This window comes from Kitasatospora sp. MAA4, assembly GCF_029893355.1.
Classification (GTDB): domain Bacteria; phylum Actinomycetota; class Actinomycetes; order Streptomycetales; family Streptomycetaceae; genus Kitasatospora.
In genome coordinates this window covers 119,652-139,102 of the sequence record NZ_JARZAI010000022.1, presented here as the reverse complement: position 1 = coordinate 139,102, position 19,451 = coordinate 119,652, and the positions used below count along the sequence as shown (strand labels likewise).

20 protein-coding genes are annotated in these 19,451 nt (G+C 72.2%); 11 read left to right on the top strand and 9 right to left on the bottom strand.

Going from position 1 to position 19,451, the window contains the following annotated elements; translation table 11 throughout:
- Nucleotides 1-855, top strand: an 855-nt coding sequence (locus tag P3T37_RS26960) for a biotin/lipoyl-containing protein (protein WP_280726485.1), incomplete at its 5' end; no start/stop codon positions are given.
- 69 nt (nucleotides 856-924) lie between these two features.
- On the opposite strand, the gene P3T37_RS26955 is transcribed toward P3T37_RS26960, so the two are convergent.
- Together P3T37_RS26955 and P3T37_RS26950 are read right to left on the bottom strand one after the other, a co-directional pair.
- Complete coding sequence (locus tag P3T37_RS26955) at nucleotides 925-1,890, bottom strand: DeoR/GlpR family DNA-binding transcription regulator (RefSeq protein ID WP_280726484.1); 966 nt, start codon at nucleotides 1,888-1,890, stop codon at nucleotides 925-927.
- A 161-nt stretch (nucleotides 1,891-2,051) separates the two neighbouring features.
- A complete protein-coding gene (locus tag P3T37_RS26950; protein ID WP_280726483.1) occupies nucleotides 2,052-3,482 on the bottom strand; it encodes an NAD(P)H-quinone dehydrogenase in 1,431 nt (476 codons plus the stop codon).
- A gap of 163 nt (nucleotides 3,483-3,645) precedes the next feature.
- Here P3T37_RS26950 and P3T37_RS26945 point away from each other — a divergent pair, with 163 nt between their 5' ends.
- From P3T37_RS26945 to P3T37_RS26935, 3 genes are all read left to right on the top strand, one after another.
- Nucleotides 3,646-4,083, top strand: a complete 438-nt coding sequence (locus P3T37_RS26945; protein ID WP_280726482.1) for a gamma-glutamylcyclotransferase — start codon at nucleotides 3,646-3,648, stop codon at nucleotides 4,081-4,083.
- A gap of 128 nt (nucleotides 4,084-4,211) precedes the next feature.
- Complete coding sequence (locus P3T37_RS26940; RefSeq protein ID WP_280726481.1) at nucleotides 4,212-5,048, top strand: purine-nucleoside phosphorylase; 837 nt, start codon at nucleotides 4,212-4,214, stop codon at nucleotides 5,046-5,048.
- A 100-nt stretch (nucleotides 5,049-5,148) separates the two neighbouring features.
- Nucleotides 5,149-6,813, top strand: coding sequence for a phospho-sugar mutase (locus tag P3T37_RS26935; RefSeq protein ID WP_280726480.1), 1,665 nt, complete (start codon nucleotides 5,149-5,151; stop codon nucleotides 6,811-6,813).
- Between the two features lie 63 nt (nucleotides 6,814-6,876).
- Here P3T37_RS26935 and P3T37_RS26930 read toward each other — a convergent pair whose 3' ends face one another.
- The 6 genes from P3T37_RS26930 to P3T37_RS26905 all read right to left on the bottom strand — a co-directional run bounded on the left by P3T37_RS26930 (nucleotide 6,877) and on the right by P3T37_RS26905 (nucleotide 10,525).
- Nucleotides 6,877-7,539: a PH domain-containing protein gene (locus tag P3T37_RS26930; protein ID WP_280726479.1), complete on the bottom strand. Its 663-nt coding sequence runs from the start codon at nucleotides 7,537-7,539 to the stop codon at nucleotides 6,877-6,879.
- Between the two features lie 91 nt (nucleotides 7,540-7,630).
- Nucleotides 7,631-8,368 carry an ABC transporter permease gene (locus tag P3T37_RS26925; RefSeq protein WP_280726478.1) on the bottom strand — a complete coding sequence of 246 codons (738 nt, stop codon included), beginning with the start codon at nucleotides 8,366-8,368 and terminating at the stop codon, nucleotides 7,631-7,633.
- Nucleotides 8,365-9,129: an ABC transporter ATP-binding protein gene (locus P3T37_RS26920; RefSeq protein WP_280726477.1), complete on the bottom strand. Its 765-nt coding sequence runs from the start codon at nucleotides 9,127-9,129 to the stop codon at nucleotides 8,365-8,367. Before P3T37_RS26920 ends, P3T37_RS26925 begins: the two co-directional genes overlap by 4 nt.
- A 63-nt stretch (nucleotides 9,130-9,192) precedes the next feature.
- Complete coding sequence (locus P3T37_RS26915; RefSeq protein WP_280726476.1) at nucleotides 9,193-9,810, bottom strand: TetR family transcriptional regulator; 618 nt, start codon at nucleotides 9,808-9,810, stop codon at nucleotides 9,193-9,195.
- A 68-nt stretch (nucleotides 9,811-9,878) separates the two neighbouring features.
- Nucleotides 9,879-10,295 carry a type II toxin-antitoxin system VapC family toxin gene (locus P3T37_RS26910; RefSeq protein ID WP_280726475.1) on the bottom strand — a complete coding sequence of 139 codons (417 nt, stop codon included), beginning with the start codon at nucleotides 10,293-10,295 and terminating at the stop codon, nucleotides 9,879-9,881.
- On the bottom strand, nucleotides 10,292-10,525 hold the full coding sequence (locus P3T37_RS26905) for an antitoxin (protein WP_280726473.1): 234 nt from the start codon (nucleotides 10,523-10,525) through the stop codon (nucleotides 10,292-10,294). The genes P3T37_RS26910 and P3T37_RS26905 overlap by 4 nt, the downstream gene beginning before the upstream one ends.
- Nucleotides 10,526-10,675: 150 nt before the next feature.
- On the opposite strand from P3T37_RS26905, the gene deoC reads away from it, so the two are divergent.
- The 4 genes from deoC to P3T37_RS26885 all read left to right on the top strand — a co-directional run bounded on the left by deoC (nucleotide 10,676) and on the right by P3T37_RS26885 (nucleotide 14,896).
- Complete coding sequence (gene deoC / locus P3T37_RS26900) at nucleotides 10,676-11,662, top strand: deoxyribose-phosphate aldolase (RefSeq protein ID WP_280726471.1); 987 nt, start codon at nucleotides 10,676-10,678, stop codon at nucleotides 11,660-11,662.
- 5 nt (nucleotides 11,663-11,667) lie between these two features.
- On the top strand, nucleotides 11,668-13,152 hold the full coding sequence (locus P3T37_RS26895) for an aldehyde dehydrogenase family protein (RefSeq protein WP_280726470.1): 1,485 nt from the start codon (nucleotides 11,668-11,670) through the stop codon (nucleotides 13,150-13,152).
- On the top strand, nucleotides 13,145-14,044 hold the full coding sequence (locus tag P3T37_RS26890) for an aldehyde dehydrogenase family protein (RefSeq protein WP_280726469.1): 900 nt from the start codon (nucleotides 13,145-13,147) through the stop codon (nucleotides 14,042-14,044). The genes P3T37_RS26895 and P3T37_RS26890 overlap by 8 nt, the downstream gene beginning before the upstream one ends.
- Before the next feature lie 204 nt (nucleotides 14,045-14,248).
- Nucleotides 14,249-14,896 (top strand): ATP-binding protein, encoded by a 648-nt coding sequence (locus P3T37_RS26885; protein WP_280726468.1) that lies wholly within the window; start codon nucleotides 14,249-14,251, stop codon nucleotides 14,894-14,896.
- A gap of 490 nt (nucleotides 14,897-15,386) precedes the next feature.
- Here the strand turns inward: P3T37_RS26885 and P3T37_RS26875 are convergent, their stop codons facing one another.
- Nucleotides 15,387-16,304 carry a SigE family RNA polymerase sigma factor gene (locus tag P3T37_RS26875; RefSeq protein ID WP_280726466.1) on the bottom strand — a complete coding sequence of 306 codons (918 nt, stop codon included), beginning with the start codon at nucleotides 16,302-16,304 and terminating at the stop codon, nucleotides 15,387-15,389.
- A gap of 263 nt (nucleotides 16,305-16,567) precedes the next feature.
- On the opposite strand from P3T37_RS26875, the gene P3T37_RS26870 reads away from it, so the two are divergent.
- From P3T37_RS26870 to P3T37_RS26860, 3 genes are read left to right on the top strand one after another with little or no spacing between them, the layout of a single operon-like run.
- The gene (locus P3T37_RS26870) at nucleotides 16,568-17,245 is read left to right on the top strand and encodes a response regulator transcription factor (RefSeq protein WP_280726464.1); all 678 of its coding nucleotides are present in this window, start codon (nucleotides 16,568-16,570) and stop codon (nucleotides 17,243-17,245) included.
- Between the two features lie 26 nt (nucleotides 17,246-17,271).
- On the top strand, nucleotides 17,272-18,873 hold the full coding sequence (locus tag P3T37_RS26865) for a HAMP domain-containing sensor histidine kinase (RefSeq protein ID WP_280726463.1): 1,602 nt from the start codon (nucleotides 17,272-17,274) through the stop codon (nucleotides 18,871-18,873).
- Nucleotides 18,870-19,247: a hypothetical protein gene (locus P3T37_RS26860; protein WP_280726462.1), complete on the top strand. Its 378-nt coding sequence runs from the start codon at nucleotides 18,870-18,872 to the stop codon at nucleotides 19,245-19,247. Before P3T37_RS26865 ends, P3T37_RS26860 begins: the two co-directional genes overlap by 4 nt.
- Nucleotides 19,248-19,451: the final 204 nt, after the last annotated feature.

Genomic DNA, 19,451 nt, shown 5'->3' with positions numbered 1-19,451 from the left:
GTCCGCGAGATGTTCCGCATCGCCGACGGCGAGGAACTCGGCTACGACGACCCGCCCGTGCGCGGCCACTCCTTCGAGTTCCGCATCAACGGCGAGGACCCCGGCCGCGGCTTCCTGCCCGCCCCCGGCACCGTCACCCTCTTCGCCCCGCCCACCGGCCCGGGCGTACGCCTGGACGCCGGCGTCGAAACCGGCTCCGTCATCGGCCCCGCCTGGGACTCCCTGCTCGCCAAGCTCATCGTCACCGGCCGCGACCGCAAGCAGGCCCTCCAACGCGCCGCCCGCGCCCTGGCCGAATTCAAGGTCGAAGGCATGGCCACCGCCATCCCCTTCCACCGCGCAGTCGTCACCGACCCGGCATTCGCCCCCGAGCTGACCGGCAGCGACGAGCCGTTCAGCATCTACACCCGCTGGATCGAGACCGCCTTCGAGAACACCATCGCCCCCTTCGCGGGCGCGGCGGTGGACGGTGACGAGGCGGACACCCGCGAGACCGTGGTCGTCGAGGTCGGCGGCAAGCGGATCGAGGTCTCGCTGCCGTCCTCGCTGGGTGCCTCGGCCGCTGCCACGGGCGGGGTCGGCGTCGCCGCCAAGACCAAGCGCCGGGCAGGCGTGAAGAAGGCCGGCTCGGCGGTCGGCGGGGACACCCTCGCCTCGCCGATGCAGGGCACCATCGTCAAGGTCGCCGTCGAGGAGGGCCAGGTCGTCGCAGAGGGCGAGCTGATCGTCGTCCTCGAGGCGATGAAGATGGAGCAGCCGCTCAACGCCCACAAGGCCGGCACCATCACCGGCCTGACGGCCGAGGTCGGCGCCAGCGTGAGCAGCGGCGCCGCGCTCTGCGAGATCAAGGACTGACGCACACAGTCGTCTCCCCTGGTGGCCCGCCGGTCCTCGACCGGCGGGCCACCGCCGTACCACCCTCGCTCAGGGGCGGACCCCGGCGAAGCGGGTCGGCAGGTGGCCCGGGGGGGCGCCGTGGGTGCCGGGACGGCGCTGGCCGGGCAGCGGGGCAGCCGCCGGAGCGGGCCCCCCGGCCGTCCGGCGCGGCACGCCGGGGGCCGGCGGGTGCTGGGGCAGGCCGACGTGGCCTGGCGGCTCGGCGGTCAGGCCGAGCGGGGCCACCGAGACCTGCACCCCGCAGTCGGCCAGCGCATCCAGCTCGCGGGCGGTCGGGTCGTGGCCGGCGGTGTGCTCGTCCGTCACCAGGCGGGTGATGGCGTCCGTCGGCACGGTCTGGAACATGGTGTCCGCGCCGAGTTTGGTGTGGTCGGCGAGGACGATGACCTCGGTGGCCGACTGCACCAGCGCCCGGTCCACGCTCGCGGAGAGCATGTTGGTGGTGGAGAGCCCGCGCTCGGCGGTCAGCCCACTGCCGGAGATGAATGCCTTGGTGACCCGCAGCCCCTGCAGCGACTGCTCGGCACCGCTGCCGACCAGGGCGTAGTTGGAACCGCGCAGCGTCCCGCCGGTCATCACCACCTCCACCCGGTTGGCGTGCGCGAGCGCCTGGGCGACCAGCAGGGAGTTGGTGACGACCGTCAGGCCCGGCACCCGGGCGAGCCGGCGGGCCAGCTCCTGGGTGGTGGTGCCGGCACCGATGACCACCGCGTCCCCCTCCTCGACGAGCGTCGCCGCCAGATCGGCGATGGCGCTCTTCTCGGCGGCGGCCAGGTGGGTCTTCTGCGGATAGCCGGGCTCGCGGCTGAAGCCTCCGGGGAGCACGGCGCCGCCGTGACGGCGGTCGAGCAGCCCTTCGGCCTCCAGGGCCCGGACGTCTCGACGTACGGTCACTTCGGAGGTCTGGACGACGCGGGCCAGTTCACGGAGCGACACTGCTCCGTTGGCGCGCACCATTTCGAGGATCAACTGGCGACGTTCTGCTGCAAACACAGAACCGACGGTAACCCCCCTGACCGTCTGCTTTCAGGCGTTTGCCGCTAGTAGCCGGAACTGCTCACCTGAGAGCGGCGCATGACCGTACAATGCGCGCCGCAACGCGCCCGCGCGCCCCTGCCGTACGGACGAAGTAGCTGCGCGGGCGGGTGAAACGATCAGGAATCGGTCTCGGCGCGCTTGCGAATGTGCAGCTGACGGGCGGCCTCGGCGGTGGAACCGGACAGCGAGGGGTACACGGTGAACGCGCTCGCCACCTGCTCGACCGTCAAGTTGTTGTCGACCGCGAGCGAGATCGAGTGAATCAACTCGCTCGCGCGCGGCGCGACCACGACACCGCCGACCACGATGCCGGTGCCCGGGCGGCAGAACAGCTTCACGAAGCCGTCCCGGATGCCCTGCATCTTGGCCCGCGGGTTGCCGCGCAGGGGGAGCTTGACCTCGACCGCGTCCATCTTCCCGCAGGAGACGTCGGCGGCGGTGTAGCCGACGGTGGCGATCTCGGGGTCGGTGAAGACGTTGGAGGAGACCGTCTTGAGGTTCAGCGGCTGCACCGCGTCGCCGAGCGCGTGGTACATCGCGATCCGGCCCTGCATGGCGGCGACCGAGGCGAGCATGAAGACGCCGGTGCAGTCGCCGGCCGCGTAGACGCCGGGAGCGGAGGTGCGGGAGACCCGGTCGACCTTGACCTGGCCCCAGTCGTTGAGCTTGACCCCGGCCTCCTCCAGGCCCATGTCCGCGGTGTTCGGGATCGAGCCGACCGCCATCAGGCAGTGCGTGCCGGTGATCACGGTGCCGTCGCCGAGGGTGACCTCGACCCGGTCGCCCACCCTCTTGACCCGTTCGGCGCGGGTGCGGCCCATCACGTTCATGCCGCGGCGGCGGAAGACGTCCTCCAGCACCTCGGCGGCGTCCGGGTCCTCGCCGGGCAGCACCCGGTCGCGGCTGGAGACCAGCGTGACCTTGGAGCCGAGCGCCTGGTAGGCGCCCGCGAACTCGGCGCCGGTGACGCCCGAGCCGACCACGATCAGCTCGCGCGGCAGCTCGTCGAGGTCGTAGACCTGGGTCCAGGTGAGGATCCGCTCGCCGTCCGGCGCAGCGTCCGGCAGCTCGCGCGGGTGCGCGCCGGTGGAGATCAGTACGGCGTCGGCGCGCAGCGACTGGGTGCTGCCGTCAGCGGCCTCCACCACCACCTCGCGCGAACCGTCGGCGGCCTGGCCGCCGGTGCCCAGCCGACCGCGGCCGCGCAGCACGGTGACGCCGGCCCGGGTGACGGACTGGGTGATGTCGTGGGACTGCGCGATCGCCAGCCGCTTCACACGGCGGTTGACCTTGCCCAGGTCCACGCTGATCGCGCGCTCCGAGCCGTCGCAGGCGAGGGTGATGCCGAGCTCGCCGTGCGAGCTGTCGAAACCGGTCATCACCTCGGCGGTGGCGATCAGCGTCTTGGAGGGGACGCAGTCCGTCAGCACCGCCGATCCGCCCAGTCCGTCGCGGTCGACGACGGTCACCTCCGCGCCGAGCTGGGCCGCCACCAGGGCTGCCTCATATCCGCCGGGTCCGCCACCGATGATCACGATCCGAGTCACGGCACCATTGTCCCGCACGCCGAGGTGCCCGCCACCACGGGGCCGACTATTTGTGCGCTCCACCAGCAGAATGTGACGGTGCCCACATTTCCGGGCCCGCGGCATGTGACGGTGCCCACACCCGGGCCCGGTGCCGCGCGGACGCTCCCGTAGGCTGACGCCCATGTCGCTCTACGCCGCGTACGCCACCAATCTCGATGCCCGGCAGATGAGCCGGCGCGCCCCGCACTCGCCGCTGCGCGGTACCGGCTGGCTGGACGGCTGGCGGCTGACCTTCGGCGGGGAGCAGCTCGGCTGGGAGGGCTCGCTGGCCACCGTGGTCGAGGACGAGAAGGAGCAGGTCTTCGTCTCGCTCTACGACGTGGCGCCGATGGACGAGGACGGCCTGGACCGCTGGGAGGGCCTCCAGCTCGGCATCTACCGCAAGGTCCGGCTGCGCGCGCACACCCTGGACGGCGACATCCCGGTGTGGACGTACGTGCTGAACGACTACGAGGGCGGCCTGCCCGCGGCCCGCTACCTCGGGCTGATCGCCGACGCCGCGGAGAGCGCCGGCGCGCCGCATGACTACGTACTCGATCTGCGCCGCCGCCCCTGCTGAACGATCCTCCGAAACGGCGGGTCCACAGCCCGCCGTCCCTGGTGCTTTCAGGTGATCCGGGTAACGATCCGGCACGGCATGACGGCTCTGTCTACGCGCGTAGGAATTTCTTGTCTATCCTCGGATCCGTGAACGCATCTCCTCAGTCCGCCGTGTCCGCCGACCCCTATGCCGCCGCTCAGGCCGCCGCTGCCCGCCTGCGCGAGCTGACCGGTGCCGAGCGCCACGACGTCGCCCTGGTGATGGGCTCCGGCTGGCTGCCCGCCGCCGACGCCCTGGGCGAGACGGTGGCCGAGTTCCCGGCCACCGACCTTCCCGGCTTCCCCGCCCCCGCCGTCGCCGGCCACTCCGGCAAGATCCGCTCGGTGCGGATCGCCGGCGGCGACAGCGACGGCAAGCTCGCGCTGATCTTCCTCGGCCGCAACCACTACTACGAGGGCCACGGCGTGGCGACCGTCGTGCACGGCGTGCGTACCGCCGCCGCCGCCGGTTGCAAGACCATCGTCCTCACCAACGGCTGCGGTGGCCTGCGCGAGGGCTGGGTGCCCGGTCAGCCCGTGCTGATCAGCGACCACATCAACCTGACCGCGGACTCCCCGATCGTCGGCGCCAACTTCGTCGACCTCACCGACCTGTACTCGCCGCGGCTGCGCGCGCTCTGCAAGGAGGTGGACCCGAGCCTCGACGAGGCCGTCTACGTCCAGTTCCGCGGCCCGCACTACGAGACCCCGGCCGAGGTCAACATGGCCCGGGTGATCGGTGGCGAGCTGGTCGGCATGTCGACCACGCTGGAGGCGATCGCCGCCCGCGAGGCCGGCGCCGAGGTGCTGGGGATCTCCCTGGTGACCAACCTGGCCGCCGGGATCACCGGCGAGCCGCTCAACCACGCCGAGGTGCTGGAGGCCGGCAAGGCCTCCGCCGAGCGAATGGGCGCCCTGCTGGCGAAGGTCCTCGAGCGGATCTGACGCTGTGAACGGGGGGTCCGGGCCGGCACTGGCTCGGGCCCCCAGCCCTTTTCCCCCAGCCCTTGTTCCCTCAACCGACCCTCCACCGGAGAATCGCAGCATGGCTCAGGCAAGCACCCCCGACCTCCTCACCCGGGCGCAGCAGTGGCTGGCCGAGGACCCCGATCCCGAGACCCGCGCCGAGCTGGCCGCCCTGCTGGCCGGACCGGACGAGGCCGCGCTGGCCGAGCGGTTCGCCGACCGCCTGCAGTTCGGCACCGCCGGGCTGCGCGGCGAGCTGGGCGCGGGCCCGATGCGGATGAACCGTTCCGTGGTGATCCGGGCCGCCGCCGGCCTGGCCGCCTACGTCCGCGCGGCGGGCGAGGGCGACCTCGTGGTGATCGGCTACGACGCCAGGCACAAGTCGTACGCCTTCGCCCGGGACACCGCCGCCGTGATGGTCGGCGCGGGCCTGCGCGCCGCGCTGCTGCCGCACCCGCTGCCCACCCCGGTGCTGGCCTTCGCGATCCGCCACCTGGGGGCCGCGGCCGGTGTGATGGTGACCGCCAGCCACAACCCGCCGCAGGACAACGGCTACAAGGTCTACCTGGGCGACGGCTCGCAGATCGTCCCGCCGGCCGACGCGCAGATCGCCGCCGAGATCGACGCGGTGGCCTCGCTGGCCGACGTGCCGCTGGCCGCAGACGGCTGGCAGCTGCTCGACCACCAGGTGATGGACGCCTACCTGGCCCGCGCGCTCACCGTCGTCGACCCGGCCGGCCCGCGCGACCTCGACGTGGTCTACACCCCGCTGCACGGCGTCGGCCGCGACATCCTGGTGGCCGCGTTCGAGCTGGCCGGCTTCCCGACCCCGACCGTGGTCGCCGAGCAGGCCGAGCCGGACCCCGACTTCCCCACCGTGGCCTTCCCCAACCCGGAGGAGCCCGGGGCGATGGACCTGGCCTTCCGCACCGCCGCCGCGGTCGGCCCGGACCTGGTGATCGCCAACGACCCGGACGCCGACCGCTGCGCCGTGGCCGTCCCGGACACGTCCTCCCCCGCCGGCTGGCGGATGCTGCGCGGTGACGAGGTCGGCGCGCTGCTCGGCGCCGCACTGGTCGCCCAGGGCGCCAAGGGCACCTTCGCGACCACCATCGTCTCCTCCACCCTGCTCGGCCGGATCGCCGCCGCGGCCGGCCTGCCGTACGGCGAGACGCTCACCGGCTTCAAGTGGATCTCCCGCGCCGAGGGCCTGCGCTACGGCTACGAGGAGGCGCTCGGCTACAGCGTCGACCCCGATGGCGTGCGCGACAAGGACGGCGTCACCGCCGCCCTGGTGATCGCCGAGCTGGCCGCCGGGCTCAAGCGGTCCGGCCGCACCCTGACCGACCTGCTGGACGAGCTGGCGCTGGCGCACGGCCTGCACGCCACCGACCAGCTCTCCGCCCGGGTCGAGGATCTGTCGCTGATCGCCGACGCCATGCGGCGACTGCGCGAGCAGCCGCCGACCGTGCTGGCCGGGCTGACCGTGGACCGCGCGGACGACCTGGCGGCCGGCTCGGCCGAGCTGCCCGCCACCGACGGCCTGCGCTACTACCTGAGCGGCGGGCCGGTGCGCAGCGCGCGGATCGTGGTCCGCCCGTCCGGGACCGAGCCGAAGATCAAGTGCTACCTGGAGGTCGTCCTCCCGGTGGAGGCGGCCGACGGGCTCGCCGCGGCCCGGGAGCGGGCGGCCGAGCTGCTCGCCGCGCTGAAGCTGGACCTCGCGGCGGCCGCGGGCATCTGACCCCGCTCGCCACAGCGGCCTCCGACCCGTCCGGGTCGGAGGCCGCTGTCGTACGGAGTGGGGTCAGAGCGCCACGATGATGATCAGTGCGGCCAGGCCGACCAGCGTCGGCGCGATGACCCACCAGCACCAGGTGACCTCCACCTCGCCCTTCGCGGTCGGTCGCCCGGCGTTGTCCCGGGCCGACTCCTTGAGCAGGTCGACCACCTGGTCGGACCAGGCACGGGTGGGGTCCGGGGCGCCGGGCACCGCGCCGCGCATGGCCCGGGTGCGGTCCCCGTCGCCCGGGGAGCGCCGCGGGGAGGGCGCGCGGTTGGCCCGCTTGCGCTGACGCAGCGAGACCGGGACGGCCCAGAGCTGGTACGTCTTGCCGCCCGCGGTGAGCTCGGCCGAGTACGTCGACCGCAGATCCTCGACCTGCGACCACGGGACGACGAGCGTGCGCAGCGGGTTGCGGACCAGCAGCCGGTCCCGGTTCGCCAGCACGGCCGGGCGCAGCGTGTACGCGATCACGGGGAGTGCGAACACGGGGGCTGCGGCCAGCGCGACCCAGGGCGTCTTGCCCGAGCTGCTGATGATGGCGTCGACAATCAGCCACCCGGCGATCGCGAGCAGCAGGACGCCGGAGATGATGCCGGGGCTCGAGCGGAAGACGCTGTCCGCGTACTTCGGCTCGACGGCGGGGGCGGCAGAGCCGGGGTCGGGCGTGCCGTCGGATTCGGTCATGAGGACGATTCTGCCGCATGGGCCCCGGCTTCCCCGGAGTCACGCCGGTCACTTTTCGGCCGCAACGGTGACATTCCCTGTCGTCCGGTGGTCAGCCGGTCCGGCGGCGCAGGGTGGCGGCACCAAGGCCGAGAGCGAGCAGGGCGGCGACGGCGATCACCGCCAGGTCGCGCAGCACCGCGCCGCTCACCCCGCCGGCCGCCGTCAGCCTGGTCATCGCGTCCACCGCGTAGGAGAGCGGCAGCACGTCGGAGGCCCAGCGCAGCGCGCCGGCCATCCGGTCGCGGGGCACGAAGAGCCCGCAGAGCAGGAGTTGCGGCAGCAGCACGGCGGGCAGGAACTGCACGGCCTGGAACTCGGTGGCCGCGAAGGCCGAGACGAGCAGCCCCAGGGCCATCCCGAGCAGGCCGTTACCGAGCGCCACCGCGAAGAGCAGCCAGGTCGGACCGGCCACCTTGAGGCCGAGCAGGCCCAGCGTCAGCGCCGAGGCCGCGGCCGCCTGCACCAGCGCCACTGCTCCGAAGGCGAGCGCGTAGCCGAGCAGCAGGTCCAGCTTGCCGAGCGGCATGGTGAGCAGCCGTTCCAGCGTCCCGGTGGTCCGCTCGCGCAGCATCGCGATCGAGGTGACCAGGAACATCACCAGCAGCGGGAAGACGCCGAGCAGCGCGGCGCCGGTCCGGTCGAAGGCCTGCGGGCTGCCGTCGAACATGTACTTGAGCAGCGTCAGCAGCACGCAGGGGACGACCAGCAGCAGCGCCAGGGTGCGGGGGTCGTGGCGCAGTTGGGCGAGCACGCGGCGGGCGGTGGCGAGGGTGCGGGACAGGTTCACGAGCGGACCTCCGGTCGGGTGACCGGGACAGCGGTCGGGGCGGCGTCCGCGACCAGGCGCAGGAAGGCGGCGTCGATGTCGGTGGCGCCGGTGCGCTCCAGCAGCGCCTGCGGGCTGTCGTCCGCCAGCAGCCGCCCTTCGCGCATCAGCAGCAGCCGGTCGCAGCGGACGGCCTCGTCCATCACGTGACTGGAGACCAGCAAGGTCGTTCCTGCGTCGGCCAGTTCGCGGAAGAGCCGCCAGAGCTCACTGCGCAGCACCGGGTCCAGGCCGACGGTCGGCTCGTCCAGCACGAGCAGCTCGGGCGCGCCGAGCAGGGCGGCGGCCAGCGAGACGCGGGCCCGCTGGCCGCCGGAGAGCCGGGAGACCAGGTCCCGCTCACGCCCGTCCAGCCCGACCTGGGCGACCACCCGGGCGGGGTCGCCGTTCGGTGCGCCGAGGACCGCGGCGAAGTAGCGCAGGTTCTCGGCGACCGAGAGATCGCCGTAGACCGAGGGCGCCTGGGTGACGTAGCCGACCCTGTCGCGCAGTGCCGCGCTCCCGGCCGGGCTGCCCAGCACCTCCACCCGGCCGGAGGCGGTCCGCTGGACGCCGACGATCGCGCGCAGCAGCGTGGTCTTGCCGCAGCCGCTGGGGCCGAGCAGGCCGGTGATCGAGCCGCGGGCGACGTCGAGGTCGATGCCGTGCAGCACCGGTCTGCCGCTGCGGACCACGGTCAGGGCGGCCACCCTGATCGCGTGCGCTTCGGTGGAATTCATCATGCGTTGAGTTTCTCGCCGCAGACCTCCGCCGTCAAGCGACCCGCCTACTCGACTACTCGGCCGCTACGCGCCGGTGAGGTACCGCTGGAAGGTCGGCGCGAGCAGCGGCAGCAGCTCCTCGCGGGTCGCCGAGGCGAGCGGCTCGACGCCGATCACATAGCGCGCCATGGCCAGCCCGACGATCTGCGACATCACCAGCTCGACCCGCAACTCAGCCTGCTCGACGTCCAGTTCAACGACCGCCCGGCGCACCAGCTCCTCCAGTACGAAGCCCCGCATCAGCTGCGCCACCTGCTCGGTGGTGGCCGCCGCGCGCACCAGCGCGAGCATCCGCTCCAGCGCCTCGGGCTGCTCCCACACCCCCAGCACGAACCCCGCCACCCGCTCGCCCACCGTCGCCGGATCCCCCGCGATCACCTGCTCGACCACCAGCTGCGGATCCACCGGAAACTCCAGCGCCGCCAGGAACAGTCGGTCCTTCGTCCCGAAGTAGTGGTGCAGCAGCGCCGCATCCACCCCCGCCGCCCGCCCGATCGCCCGCATACTCGCCTTCTCGTACCCCCGCGCCGCGAACTCCGCCCGCGCCGCCTCCAGCACGACCTGCCGGGTATCGGCCCCACCGGGACGCCGGCCGGCCTTCTTGCGGGGGGATGCGGATGCGGGGTGCTCTGCGCTGGTCACCCGCTCATTGTCCCGTGCGCGCACGGCCCCCATTTGTGCAGCAGGCTGCTGCACAAATGGGGACACCCTTATGAGGCCGCACCCCCAAGCACCTCCACCGTGCAGCGGACACCCGATGCGGCACCCAGTCGGGCGTCGCAGGTCAGCAGCGCGGCACCCAGAGACTCCGCCAACGCCACGTAAGCCGCGTCGTAGGCACTGCAGTTGTGACGCAGTTGCCAGATGCGGGGCAACAGCGCATCCGCCTTCATCCGTCGAACAGGGAGATCCTGCAGATCGGCCAGGGCGTCCGCGACGACCTCGTCAGTCAGCCGGGGGTCCTTCCTTGCGATACCGCGCAGTGCGCTCAGGACTTCGTAGTCGAGAAGCGTGGGAGCGAAGAACGCATCACCCTTGCGCAACCTGGCCTCAACGGCGGCCGCCCTGGGATCGTCGAAGACCAGCAGCGTGACGAGCGCCGACGAGTCGATCACCGCAAGACTCACGAGGAGTCCCTCAACTCACGGAGGGCCTCGATGCCGAGTTCACTGCCGCCACTGAGCCGGCGCCGGGCTGCGATGCGGTCCAATGCTTCGTCCATCGACGGCGTCTGAGCCTCCTTGTCCAGTATGTCGGCGACATAGCGACTGAGCGACTGCCGCTTGCGCTTCGCCCGGGCAGCCAGGATGTCGCGCGTGTGGGCGGGGACGTCTCTGATGGTCAGCTTGGTATCCATGCCGTCAGTGTGACGGCACCAGCGTCACAGTGCAACGATTGCCCCGCGATGTCACCCGTCCGTGGACTCGCCGGTCAGATCTCGTTCCCGCATCGAAGAGGGGGTCCGCTAGCGGACGGCTACGCGCGTAGATATGCTGATCTGGTGACTATGTCCACTGTTGCAGCCAACGCCCCCGGCGCTGCGGGCGGCGGCCTGAGCGACGTCGCCGCGTCCGAGGCCTCGCTCCGCCGCTTCCTGCACGGCCTGCCCGGCGTCGACGCCGTCGGCCTGGAAGCCCGCGCCGCCACCCTCGGGACTCGCTCGATCAAGACGTCGGCCAAGGCCTACGCGATCGACCTCGCCATCTCGATGATCGACCTGACCACGCTGGAGGGCGCGGACACGGTCGGCAAGGTGCGCGCCCTGTGCACCAAGGGGAAGCACCCCGACCCGGGCGACCCGGGCACCCCCCAGGTCGCCGCGATCTGTGTCTATCCGGACATGGTCGCCACCGCGAAGGCGGCCCTGGCCGGCACCCGGATCCAGGTCGCGTCGGTCGCCACCGCCTTCCCCGCCGGGCGCGCCTCGCTCCCGGTGAAGCTGGCCGACACCGCCGACGCGGTGGCCGCCGGTGCCGACGAGATCGACATGGTGATCGACCGCGGAGCCTTCCTCTCCGGCCGGTACATGGACGTCTTCGCGGAGATCGTCGCCGTCAAGCAGGCCTGCGTGCGCGCCGACGGCACCGCCGCCCACCTCAAGGTGATCTTCGAAACCGGCGAGCTGCAGACGTACGACAACGTGCGCCGCGCCTCCTGGCTGGCGATGCTGGCCGGCGCCGACTTCATCAAGACCTCCACCGGCAAGGTCGCGGTCAACGCCACCCCGCCGGTGACCCTGCTGATGCTGGAGGCCGTCCGCGACTTCCGGGCGCAGACCGGCGTGCAGATCGGCGTGAAGCCGGCCGGTGGCATCAAGACCACCAAGGACGCCATGAAGTACCTCGTCATGGTCAACGAGACCCTGGGTGACGACTGGCTGTCCGGGCACTGGTTCCGCTTCGGCGCCTCCAGTCTGCTCAACGATCTGCTGATGCAGCGTCAGAAGCTGACCACCGGCCGGTACTCCGGTCCCGACTACGTGACGGTGGACTGAACCCCATGGCCAAGAACAAGAAGACCGAGACCGGCGAGGCACCCGTGCGCAGCGGCGGCCTCTTCGAGTACGCCCCGGCGCCCGAGTCCCCCGCCGCGGCCGGCGACATCGCCACCTCCTACGGCCACTTCATCGGCGGCGAGTTCGTCGACAGCAGCGGCAGCGAGGCCCTGAAGACCGTCAACCCGGCCACCGAGCAGGTGCTCGCCGAGTTCGCGCAGGGCACCGACGAGGACGTCGAGCGCGCGGTCAAGGCCGCCCGCAGGGCGTTCGGCGACTGGTCCGCGCTGCCCGGCAGCGAGCGCGCCAAGTACCTGTACCGGATCGCCCGGATCATCCAGGAGCGCTCGCGCGAGCTGGCCGTGCTGGAGTCGATCGACAACGGCAAGCCGATCCGCGAGACCCGCGACTTCGACCTCCCCACGGTCGCCGCGCACTTCTTCTACTACGCGGGCTGGGCCGACAAGCTGGACTACGCGGGCTTCGGTCGCAACCCCCAGCCGCTGGGCGTGGCCGCGCAGGTCATCCCGTGGAACTTCCCGCTGATGATGCTGGCCTGGAAGATCGCCCCGGCACTCGCCACCGGCAACACGGTCGTCCTCAAGCCGGCCGAGACCACCCCGCTGACCGCGCTGCGGTTCGCCGAGATCTGCCAGCAGGCCGGTCTGCCCAAGGGTGTCGTCAACATCGTCACCGGTGACGGCCGGACCGGCGCCGCGCTGACCTCCCACCCGGACGTCAACAAGGTCGCGTTCACCGGCTCGACCAACGTCGGCCGCTCGATCGCCCGTCAACTCGCGGGCAGCCGCAAGAAGTTGTCGCTGGAGCTGGGCGGCAAGGCGGCGAACATCGTGTTCGACGACGCGCCGATCGACCAGGCGGTCGAGGGCATCGTCAACGGCATCTTCTTCAACCAGGGCCATGTCTGCTGCGCGGGCTCGCGGTTGCTGGTCCAGGAGTCGATCCAGGACGAGGTGCTGGACGCGCTCAAGCGCCGGATGGCCACCCTGCGGGTCGGCGACCCGCTGGACAAGAACACCGACATCGGTGCCATCAACTCCGCGGCCCAGCTGGCCCGGATCACCGAGCTGACCGCCGCCGGCGAGGCCGAGGGCGCCGAGCGCTGGTCGCCGTCCTGCCAACTCCCCTCCACCGGCTACTGGTTCGCGCCGACGCTGTTCACCGGCGTGAGCCAGGCGCACCGCGTCGCCCGCGAGGAGATCTTCGGCCCGGTGCTCTCCGTGCTGACCTTCCGCACGCCGAACGAGGCGGTCGAGAAGGCCAACAACACGCCGTACGGGCTGTCCGCGGGCGTCTGGACGGAGAAGGGCTCGCGCATCCTGTGGATGGCGAACCAGCTCAAGGCCGGCGTGGTGTGGGCCAACACCTTCAACAAGTTCGACCCGACCTCGCCGTTCGGCGGCTACAAGGAGTCGGGGTACGGCCGCGAGGGCGGTCGCCACGGCCTGGAGGCGTACCTCGATGTCTGATGTCATCCGGCTTGACGTGATGAAGACCTACAAGCTGTTCGTCGGTGGGAAGTTCCCGCGTTCCGAGAGCGGACGGGTGTACGAGGTGAGCGACAGCAAGGGCCAGTGGCTGGCGAACGCGCCGCTCGGCACCCGCAAGGACACCCGGGACGCCGTCCTTGCCGCCCGCGCGGCGGTCAAGGGCTGGGCCGGCACCACCGCGTACAACCGCGGCCAGGTGCTCTACCGGATCGCCGAGATGCTGCAGGGCCGACGCGAGCAGTTCGCCGCCGAGGTCGCCGCCGCCGAGGGGATCGGCGCCAAGAAGGCCGCCGCCCTGGTCGACCAGGCCATCGACCGCTGGGTCTGGTACGCGGGCTGGACGGACAAGGTGGCGCAGATCGCCGGCGGCGCCAACCCGGTGGCGGGACCGTACTTCAACCTCTCCGTGCCGGAACCGACCGGCGTGGTCGGCGTCGTGGCGCCGCAGGCGGGGTACGGGCACTCGTTCCTCGGCCTGGTCTCGGTGATCGCCCCGGTGATCGCCACCGGCAACACGGTGGTCGTCGCCGCCGCGACCGACGCACCGCTGCCCGCGCTCTCGCTGGGCGAGGTGCTGGCCACCTCGGACCTGCCGGGCGGCGTCGTCAACCTGCTGTCCGGCCGCACCGCGGACATCGCGCCGACGCTCGCCTCGCACCAGGACGTCAACGCGCTGGACCTGACCGGAGCGATCGCCCACGAAGGACCCGGCGCGGCTATTGCCCTGGAAGCGTCGGCTGCGGATACATTGAAGCGAGTGCTGCGCCCGGCGGTCGATCCGGCGGCGCAGGACTGGACCGTTGCCCCCGGTACCGAGCGGCTACTCTCCTTCCTGGAGACGAAGACGGTCTGGCACCCGATGGGCCAGTAGCCCAGGCTGCACGGCCCCGGCCCCGCCGGGTACAACTCCACAGAAGCTGGCCGTCCCCAGTGCCCCTACCCCCCCAGGGGCCCGGACGCGCCACTGACGGGCCCGCGCCTCACCCCCCCTGGCGCGGGCCCGTCCTAATACCCCGAACCAATCCCTGTCGCACGGGTTTCGAGTACCCCGTCCGATGCGTCAGACTGGTGTCTCGTGAGTGACTCCCCGCTGAACCCCGTACCGACCACCCGTGCCCGTGTGGTGCTGCTCTCCGGGCCCTCGGGATCCGGGAAGTCCTCGCTGGCCGAGCGCGCCGGACTGCCCGTGCTCCAGCTCGACGACTTCTACAAGGACGGCGACGACCCGAGCCTGCCCCAGTTCCCCGAGGGCGGCACCGACTGGGACTCGCCGCTCTCCTGGCACCGCGAGGAGGCACTGGCCGCCATCCGGCGCCTGGTCGAGACCGGCCGGGCCGAGGTGCCGGTGTACTCGATTCCCGCCAACGGCCGGGCCGGCAGCCGCGTGCTCACCCTGGCCGGCGCCCCCGCCTTCATCGCCGAGGGCATCTTCGCCGCCGAACTCGTCGCCCAGTGCGAGGCCGAGGGCCTGCTCGGGGACGCCCTGTGCCTGCGCAACCGCCCGCTGACCACCGCCTGGCGGCGCTTCCGCCGCGACGTCCGCGAGGGCCGCAAGTCCGTCCCCTACCTGCTGCGCCGCGGCTGGCGCCTGATGCGCGCCGAACGCGGCATCGTCGCCCGCCAGGTCACCCTCGGCGCCCACGCCTGCGCCGGCCCCGAAGCCGCCCGCCGCGTCCACCAGGTCGCCACCCACCGCCCGACTCCGCAGGCTCTCAGCGCCTGACGGCCGCCCGGTCACCAGTTCGCCACGCGGAGAAACGGTTCGGCACTCCGGGCCACTCCCTAGGCTGGCGGCAAATGTCGAGGTGGTCTCCCCTGGCTCGCGCAGCGAGGACCGCTATCTCAAGCCCGGCCTGTACGCCGAGGCCGGGATCCCCTACTACTGGCGGGTCGAGCGCGGCGAGAACGACCTGCCGGAGGTCTACGAGTTCTGGCTCGACCGCGAGTCCGGCGTCTACGCTCCCGCTCCCCGACGGCTCCTTCCACGCGGGGGAGCTGAAGGTCGAGGTGCCGTTCCCGGTCGTGATCGACCTCAGTCGGCTGCTCGATCTCTGAGGTACCCGCGCATGCAGCTGGGCCCGGCGTCTTCTCCCAAGGACGCCGGGCCCAGCTGATTACCGCGCGATCACGGGTTTCCCCATCGGCGGCGGCTCCCCCGAGCCGGTGCCGACGCCCCGCGATCTGCTACCCGTCCCCCGACGGGAAGTTCTGAGTTACGCGACCAGCTCGCCGAATGCGAAGGCGCTGTCGCCGGTGCGGTTGAGCTGCTCGTCGTCGCGCAGGCGGCGCAGCGAGCGCCAGATGCTGCTCTTGACGGTGCCGACGCTGATGTTGAGGATGTCGGCGATCTCCGGGTCGGTGCGGCCCTCGTAGTAGCGCAGGACCAGCATGGTGCGCTGGTTCTCCGGGAGCTTGGCCAGCGCCTGCCAGAGCACGGCGCGCAGCTCGGTGCCGCCCATCGCGTCCGTGTCGCCGACCGTCTCCGGCAGCTCCTCGGTCGGGTACTCGTTGAGCTTGCGGCGGCGCCAGGCCGAGATGTGCAGGTTGGTCATGGTGCGGCGCAGGTAGCCGCCGACCGCCGCCTTGTCGGTGATCCGGCCCCAGGCGCGGTAGGTGCTGAAGAGCGCGCTCTGCAGCAGGTCCTCGGCTTCGAAGCGGTCGCCGGTCAGGTGGTAGGCCGTGGCGTACAGGGAGGCGCGGCGCTCGCGCACATACGCGGTGAACTCTGCCAGGTGTTCGTCCGCGGCGGCCGAGGGCTCCCCCTGCACGCCTCCCTGTCCGCCCTGCCGACTGCCGTCCTCGACCGGCGCGAGCCGGAAGAGGGTCGCCCCCGCGACCGATCCGACCGCCGGCTCCCCCGAGCCGACGGCCTGCGGACCGTTCCCGGGGCCCCCCGGGAGGTCCTGGCCCTCGCCGCGCACGGGGAGTATCCCGTGCAACGTGAGGGTCTGGGTGGTCTCGGCCGCGCTCCCCGCACGACCGATCCCGTACAGCTCCCCCGTCCTGCTCCCGCCGCTCACCCGGCGGGCCCCCGTGCAGTGTTCGATCCGGGTGCGACCCGACGGACGAGCGCCGCGGACGGCCGGGTTGTGTGCATCCGAGATGCCCCGGGTCTGAAGCGTTGCGTTCATCGTGCGCCCCCATGATCGGTACGAGCGGTTCCCTTGCCCGCCGCCGTCCCGGGGGCCGTTGGGCTGCTCTTCGAGCTGCTCCGCGGCCGGTCCGTTTCGGCGACAAGGAAAATCTTGCCCGCCGCCCGTCTTGGCGGTGTCCGCCGTCTGTCACAGCGGTGTCACAGGAAAAGGTCTTTCGTCCCGCACTGCCGGTCGGACTGGGAGACGCCGGCCTGGGCCCGGCGGTTCCCGGGGCTCACCGGGTGAGCCAGAATGAGCAGGTGCCTTTCCTCCTACTGATCGAGGACGACGACGCCATCCGGACCGGCCTCGAACTCGCTCTCACCCGCCAGGGCCACCGCGTGGCCGCCGCAGCCTCCGGTGAAGACGGCCTCCGGCTCTTCAAGGAGCAGCGGCCCGACCTCATCGTGCTGGACGTGATGCTGCCCGGGATCGACGGTTTCGAGGTCTGCCGACGCATCCGGCGCACCGACCAGCTGCCGATCATCCTGCTCACCGCGCGTTCCGACGACATCGACGTGGTGGTCGGCCTGGAGTCCGGGGCCGACGACTACGTGGTCAAGCCGGTCCAGCCGCGCGTCCTGGACGCCCGGATCCGCGCCGTGCTGCGGCGCGGCGAACGGGAGAGCTCGGACTCCTCCGCCTACGGCTCGGTGGTGATCGACCGCTCGGCGATGACCGTCACCAAGGACGGCGAGGACCTCCAGCTGACCCCCACCGAGCTGCGACTGCTGCTGGAACTCAGCCGCCGCCCCGGCCAGGCGCTCTCCCGCCAGCAGCTGCTGCGGCTGGTCTGGGAGCACGACTACCTGGGCGACTCCCGGCTGGTGGACGCCTGCGTGCAGCGACTGCGGGCGAAGGTGGAGGACGTGCCTTCGGCGCCGACCCTGATTCGCACCGTGCGCGGCGTCGGCTATCGTCTGGACCCGCCCGCCTGACCCTCTGCTGATAGCGAATCCGACACGTGACTGACCATCAGAACGGCCGCCGCCCAGCCTCCGGCCCGTGGCGGCGGCTCCGGCTGAGTTCGCTGCGGGTACGGCTGGTCGCGGTGTTCGCCGTGGTCGCGCTGGCCGCCGCCTCCTCCGCTTCCGGGATCGCCTACTGGCTCAACCGCGACGCGGTGCTCAAGCGCGCCCAGGACAACGCGCTGACCGACTTCCGGGGCTCGCTGACCCGCAACGTGTCGAACCTGCCGCTCGGCGCGAGCTGCGCCGACCTCGCCCAGTTCGCCTCGGACGTGGCGACGTTCGGGCTGAGCTACAGCGTGGTCGTGGTGGACCGGAACCAGCCGAACTGCGTGTCCGCCTCCACCCCGCGCTTCACCGTGAGCCAGGTGCCGCCGACCCTGGTGGCGGCGGTCGCCAAGGCGCGGCCGGTCGACTCCGGCAACGACTTCGCGCACCACCTGTACTGGCAGCGGGTGAACATCGGCGGCGAGCCGTTCGTGGTGGGCGGGACCGAGATCGTCCCGACCGGGCTGACGGCGTACATGTTCAAGTCCCTGGACAACGAACGGGCCGATCTCAACACGCTGGGCTGGTCGTTGGCCGTGGCCACGCTGCTCGCGCTGATCGCGGCCACCCTGCTGGCCCAGGCCGCCTCGGCGACCGTGCTCCGCCCGGTTCGCCAACTCGCGGACGCGGCCAAGAGGTTGGGCGAAGGCCGGCTGGACACCCGGCTCGAAGTCAGCGGCGCGGACGAACTCTCGGACCTGGCAAGGACGTTCAACCGCACCGCGGAGGCACTGCACAACCAGGTCGAGGAGCTGAGCGCGCGCGAGGCGCAGAGCCGGCGGTTCGTCGCCGACATGTCGCACGAGCTGCGCACGCCGCTGACCGCGATGACCGCGGTCACCGACATCCTGGAGGACGAGGCCGAGTCGCTGGACCCGATGATCGAGCCGGCCGTCCGGCTGGTGGTCAGCGAGACCCGCCGGCTCTCCGACCTGGTGGAGAACCTGATGGAGGTGACCCGCTTCGACGCGGGCACCGCCCGGCTGGTCGCGGACGAGATGGACATCGCCGACCTGATCATGTCCTGCATCGACGGCCGGGCCTGGTACGACGCGGTGGAGGTGGACGCCCCGCGCGGCGTGCTGGCGGTGGTCGACCCGCGCCGGCTCGACGTGGTCTTCGCCAACCTGATCGGCAACGCCCTCAAGCACGGCGGCTCGCCGGTCCGGGTCAAGGTCACCCAGCTGCCGGGGCAGATCGTGGTGGCGGTCTCGGACAGCGGGCCGGGCATCCCGGAGGACGTGCTGCCGCACGTCTTCGACCGCTTCTACAAGGCCGACAAGGGCCGGGCCCGCTCGGAGGGCAGCGGCCTCGGCCTCTCCATCGCGATGGCCAACGCCCAGATCCACGGCGGCACCATCACCGCCGCCAACGCGCCGCAGGAGTCCGGCGGCGGCGCGGTGTTCACCCTGACGCTGCCGGTGTCGCCCCCCGAACCGGACGCCGACCCGGCGACGGGCGAGGATGCGACCCCGGGGACCCCAGGGGCATCAGGGACATCAGAAACAACAGGAACCACGGACGGATCCGAGCGGAGGCCCGGGCGGTGAACCAGCTGGACAGCACGACACGCCGGGCCGCCGTCCGCGCCCTCGCGCAGGCCGCGCCGGAGTCCTGCCGACAGGCGCGCTGGGCCGTGGCGCTGGGGACGGCGGCGCTGACCGCGGTCCTGGCCACCGGCTGCGGGATCCGCCCGACCGCCGTCCCCGTCGACGCCGGCGCGCCGGCCAGCCGGACGGCCTGCCCGAGCCCGGTGCACGTACCGGCCGCGGCCACCCCGGCGGTGACCGCCCCGCGGAACACAGGCCGCCCCAGCCCGGCCGCGCCGAGCGTCGTCCCCACGACGCCGCCGCCGACCGGCAGCCTCTTCAGCGCCCTCCCCACCCCGAGCCCCACCCCGAGCAGCACGCCCACCTGCGGGTAGCTGGGCGTGCCGGTGGCGGACCGGGGAACCGCGGCGGCGGGTCGCCGCGTCCTGGGAGACGTGCAGCGAGATGGCACCAGCGCGCGTGGAGCGCGCGACAGCGTGCGGATCGGATCCCATCGGCAGGCCGCAGAGGCCCGGCCGGAGGCAGGCTCTACGCCCGGCTCTTCATCCGGCTCTTCTCCCGGCTCTTCTCCAGGTTCT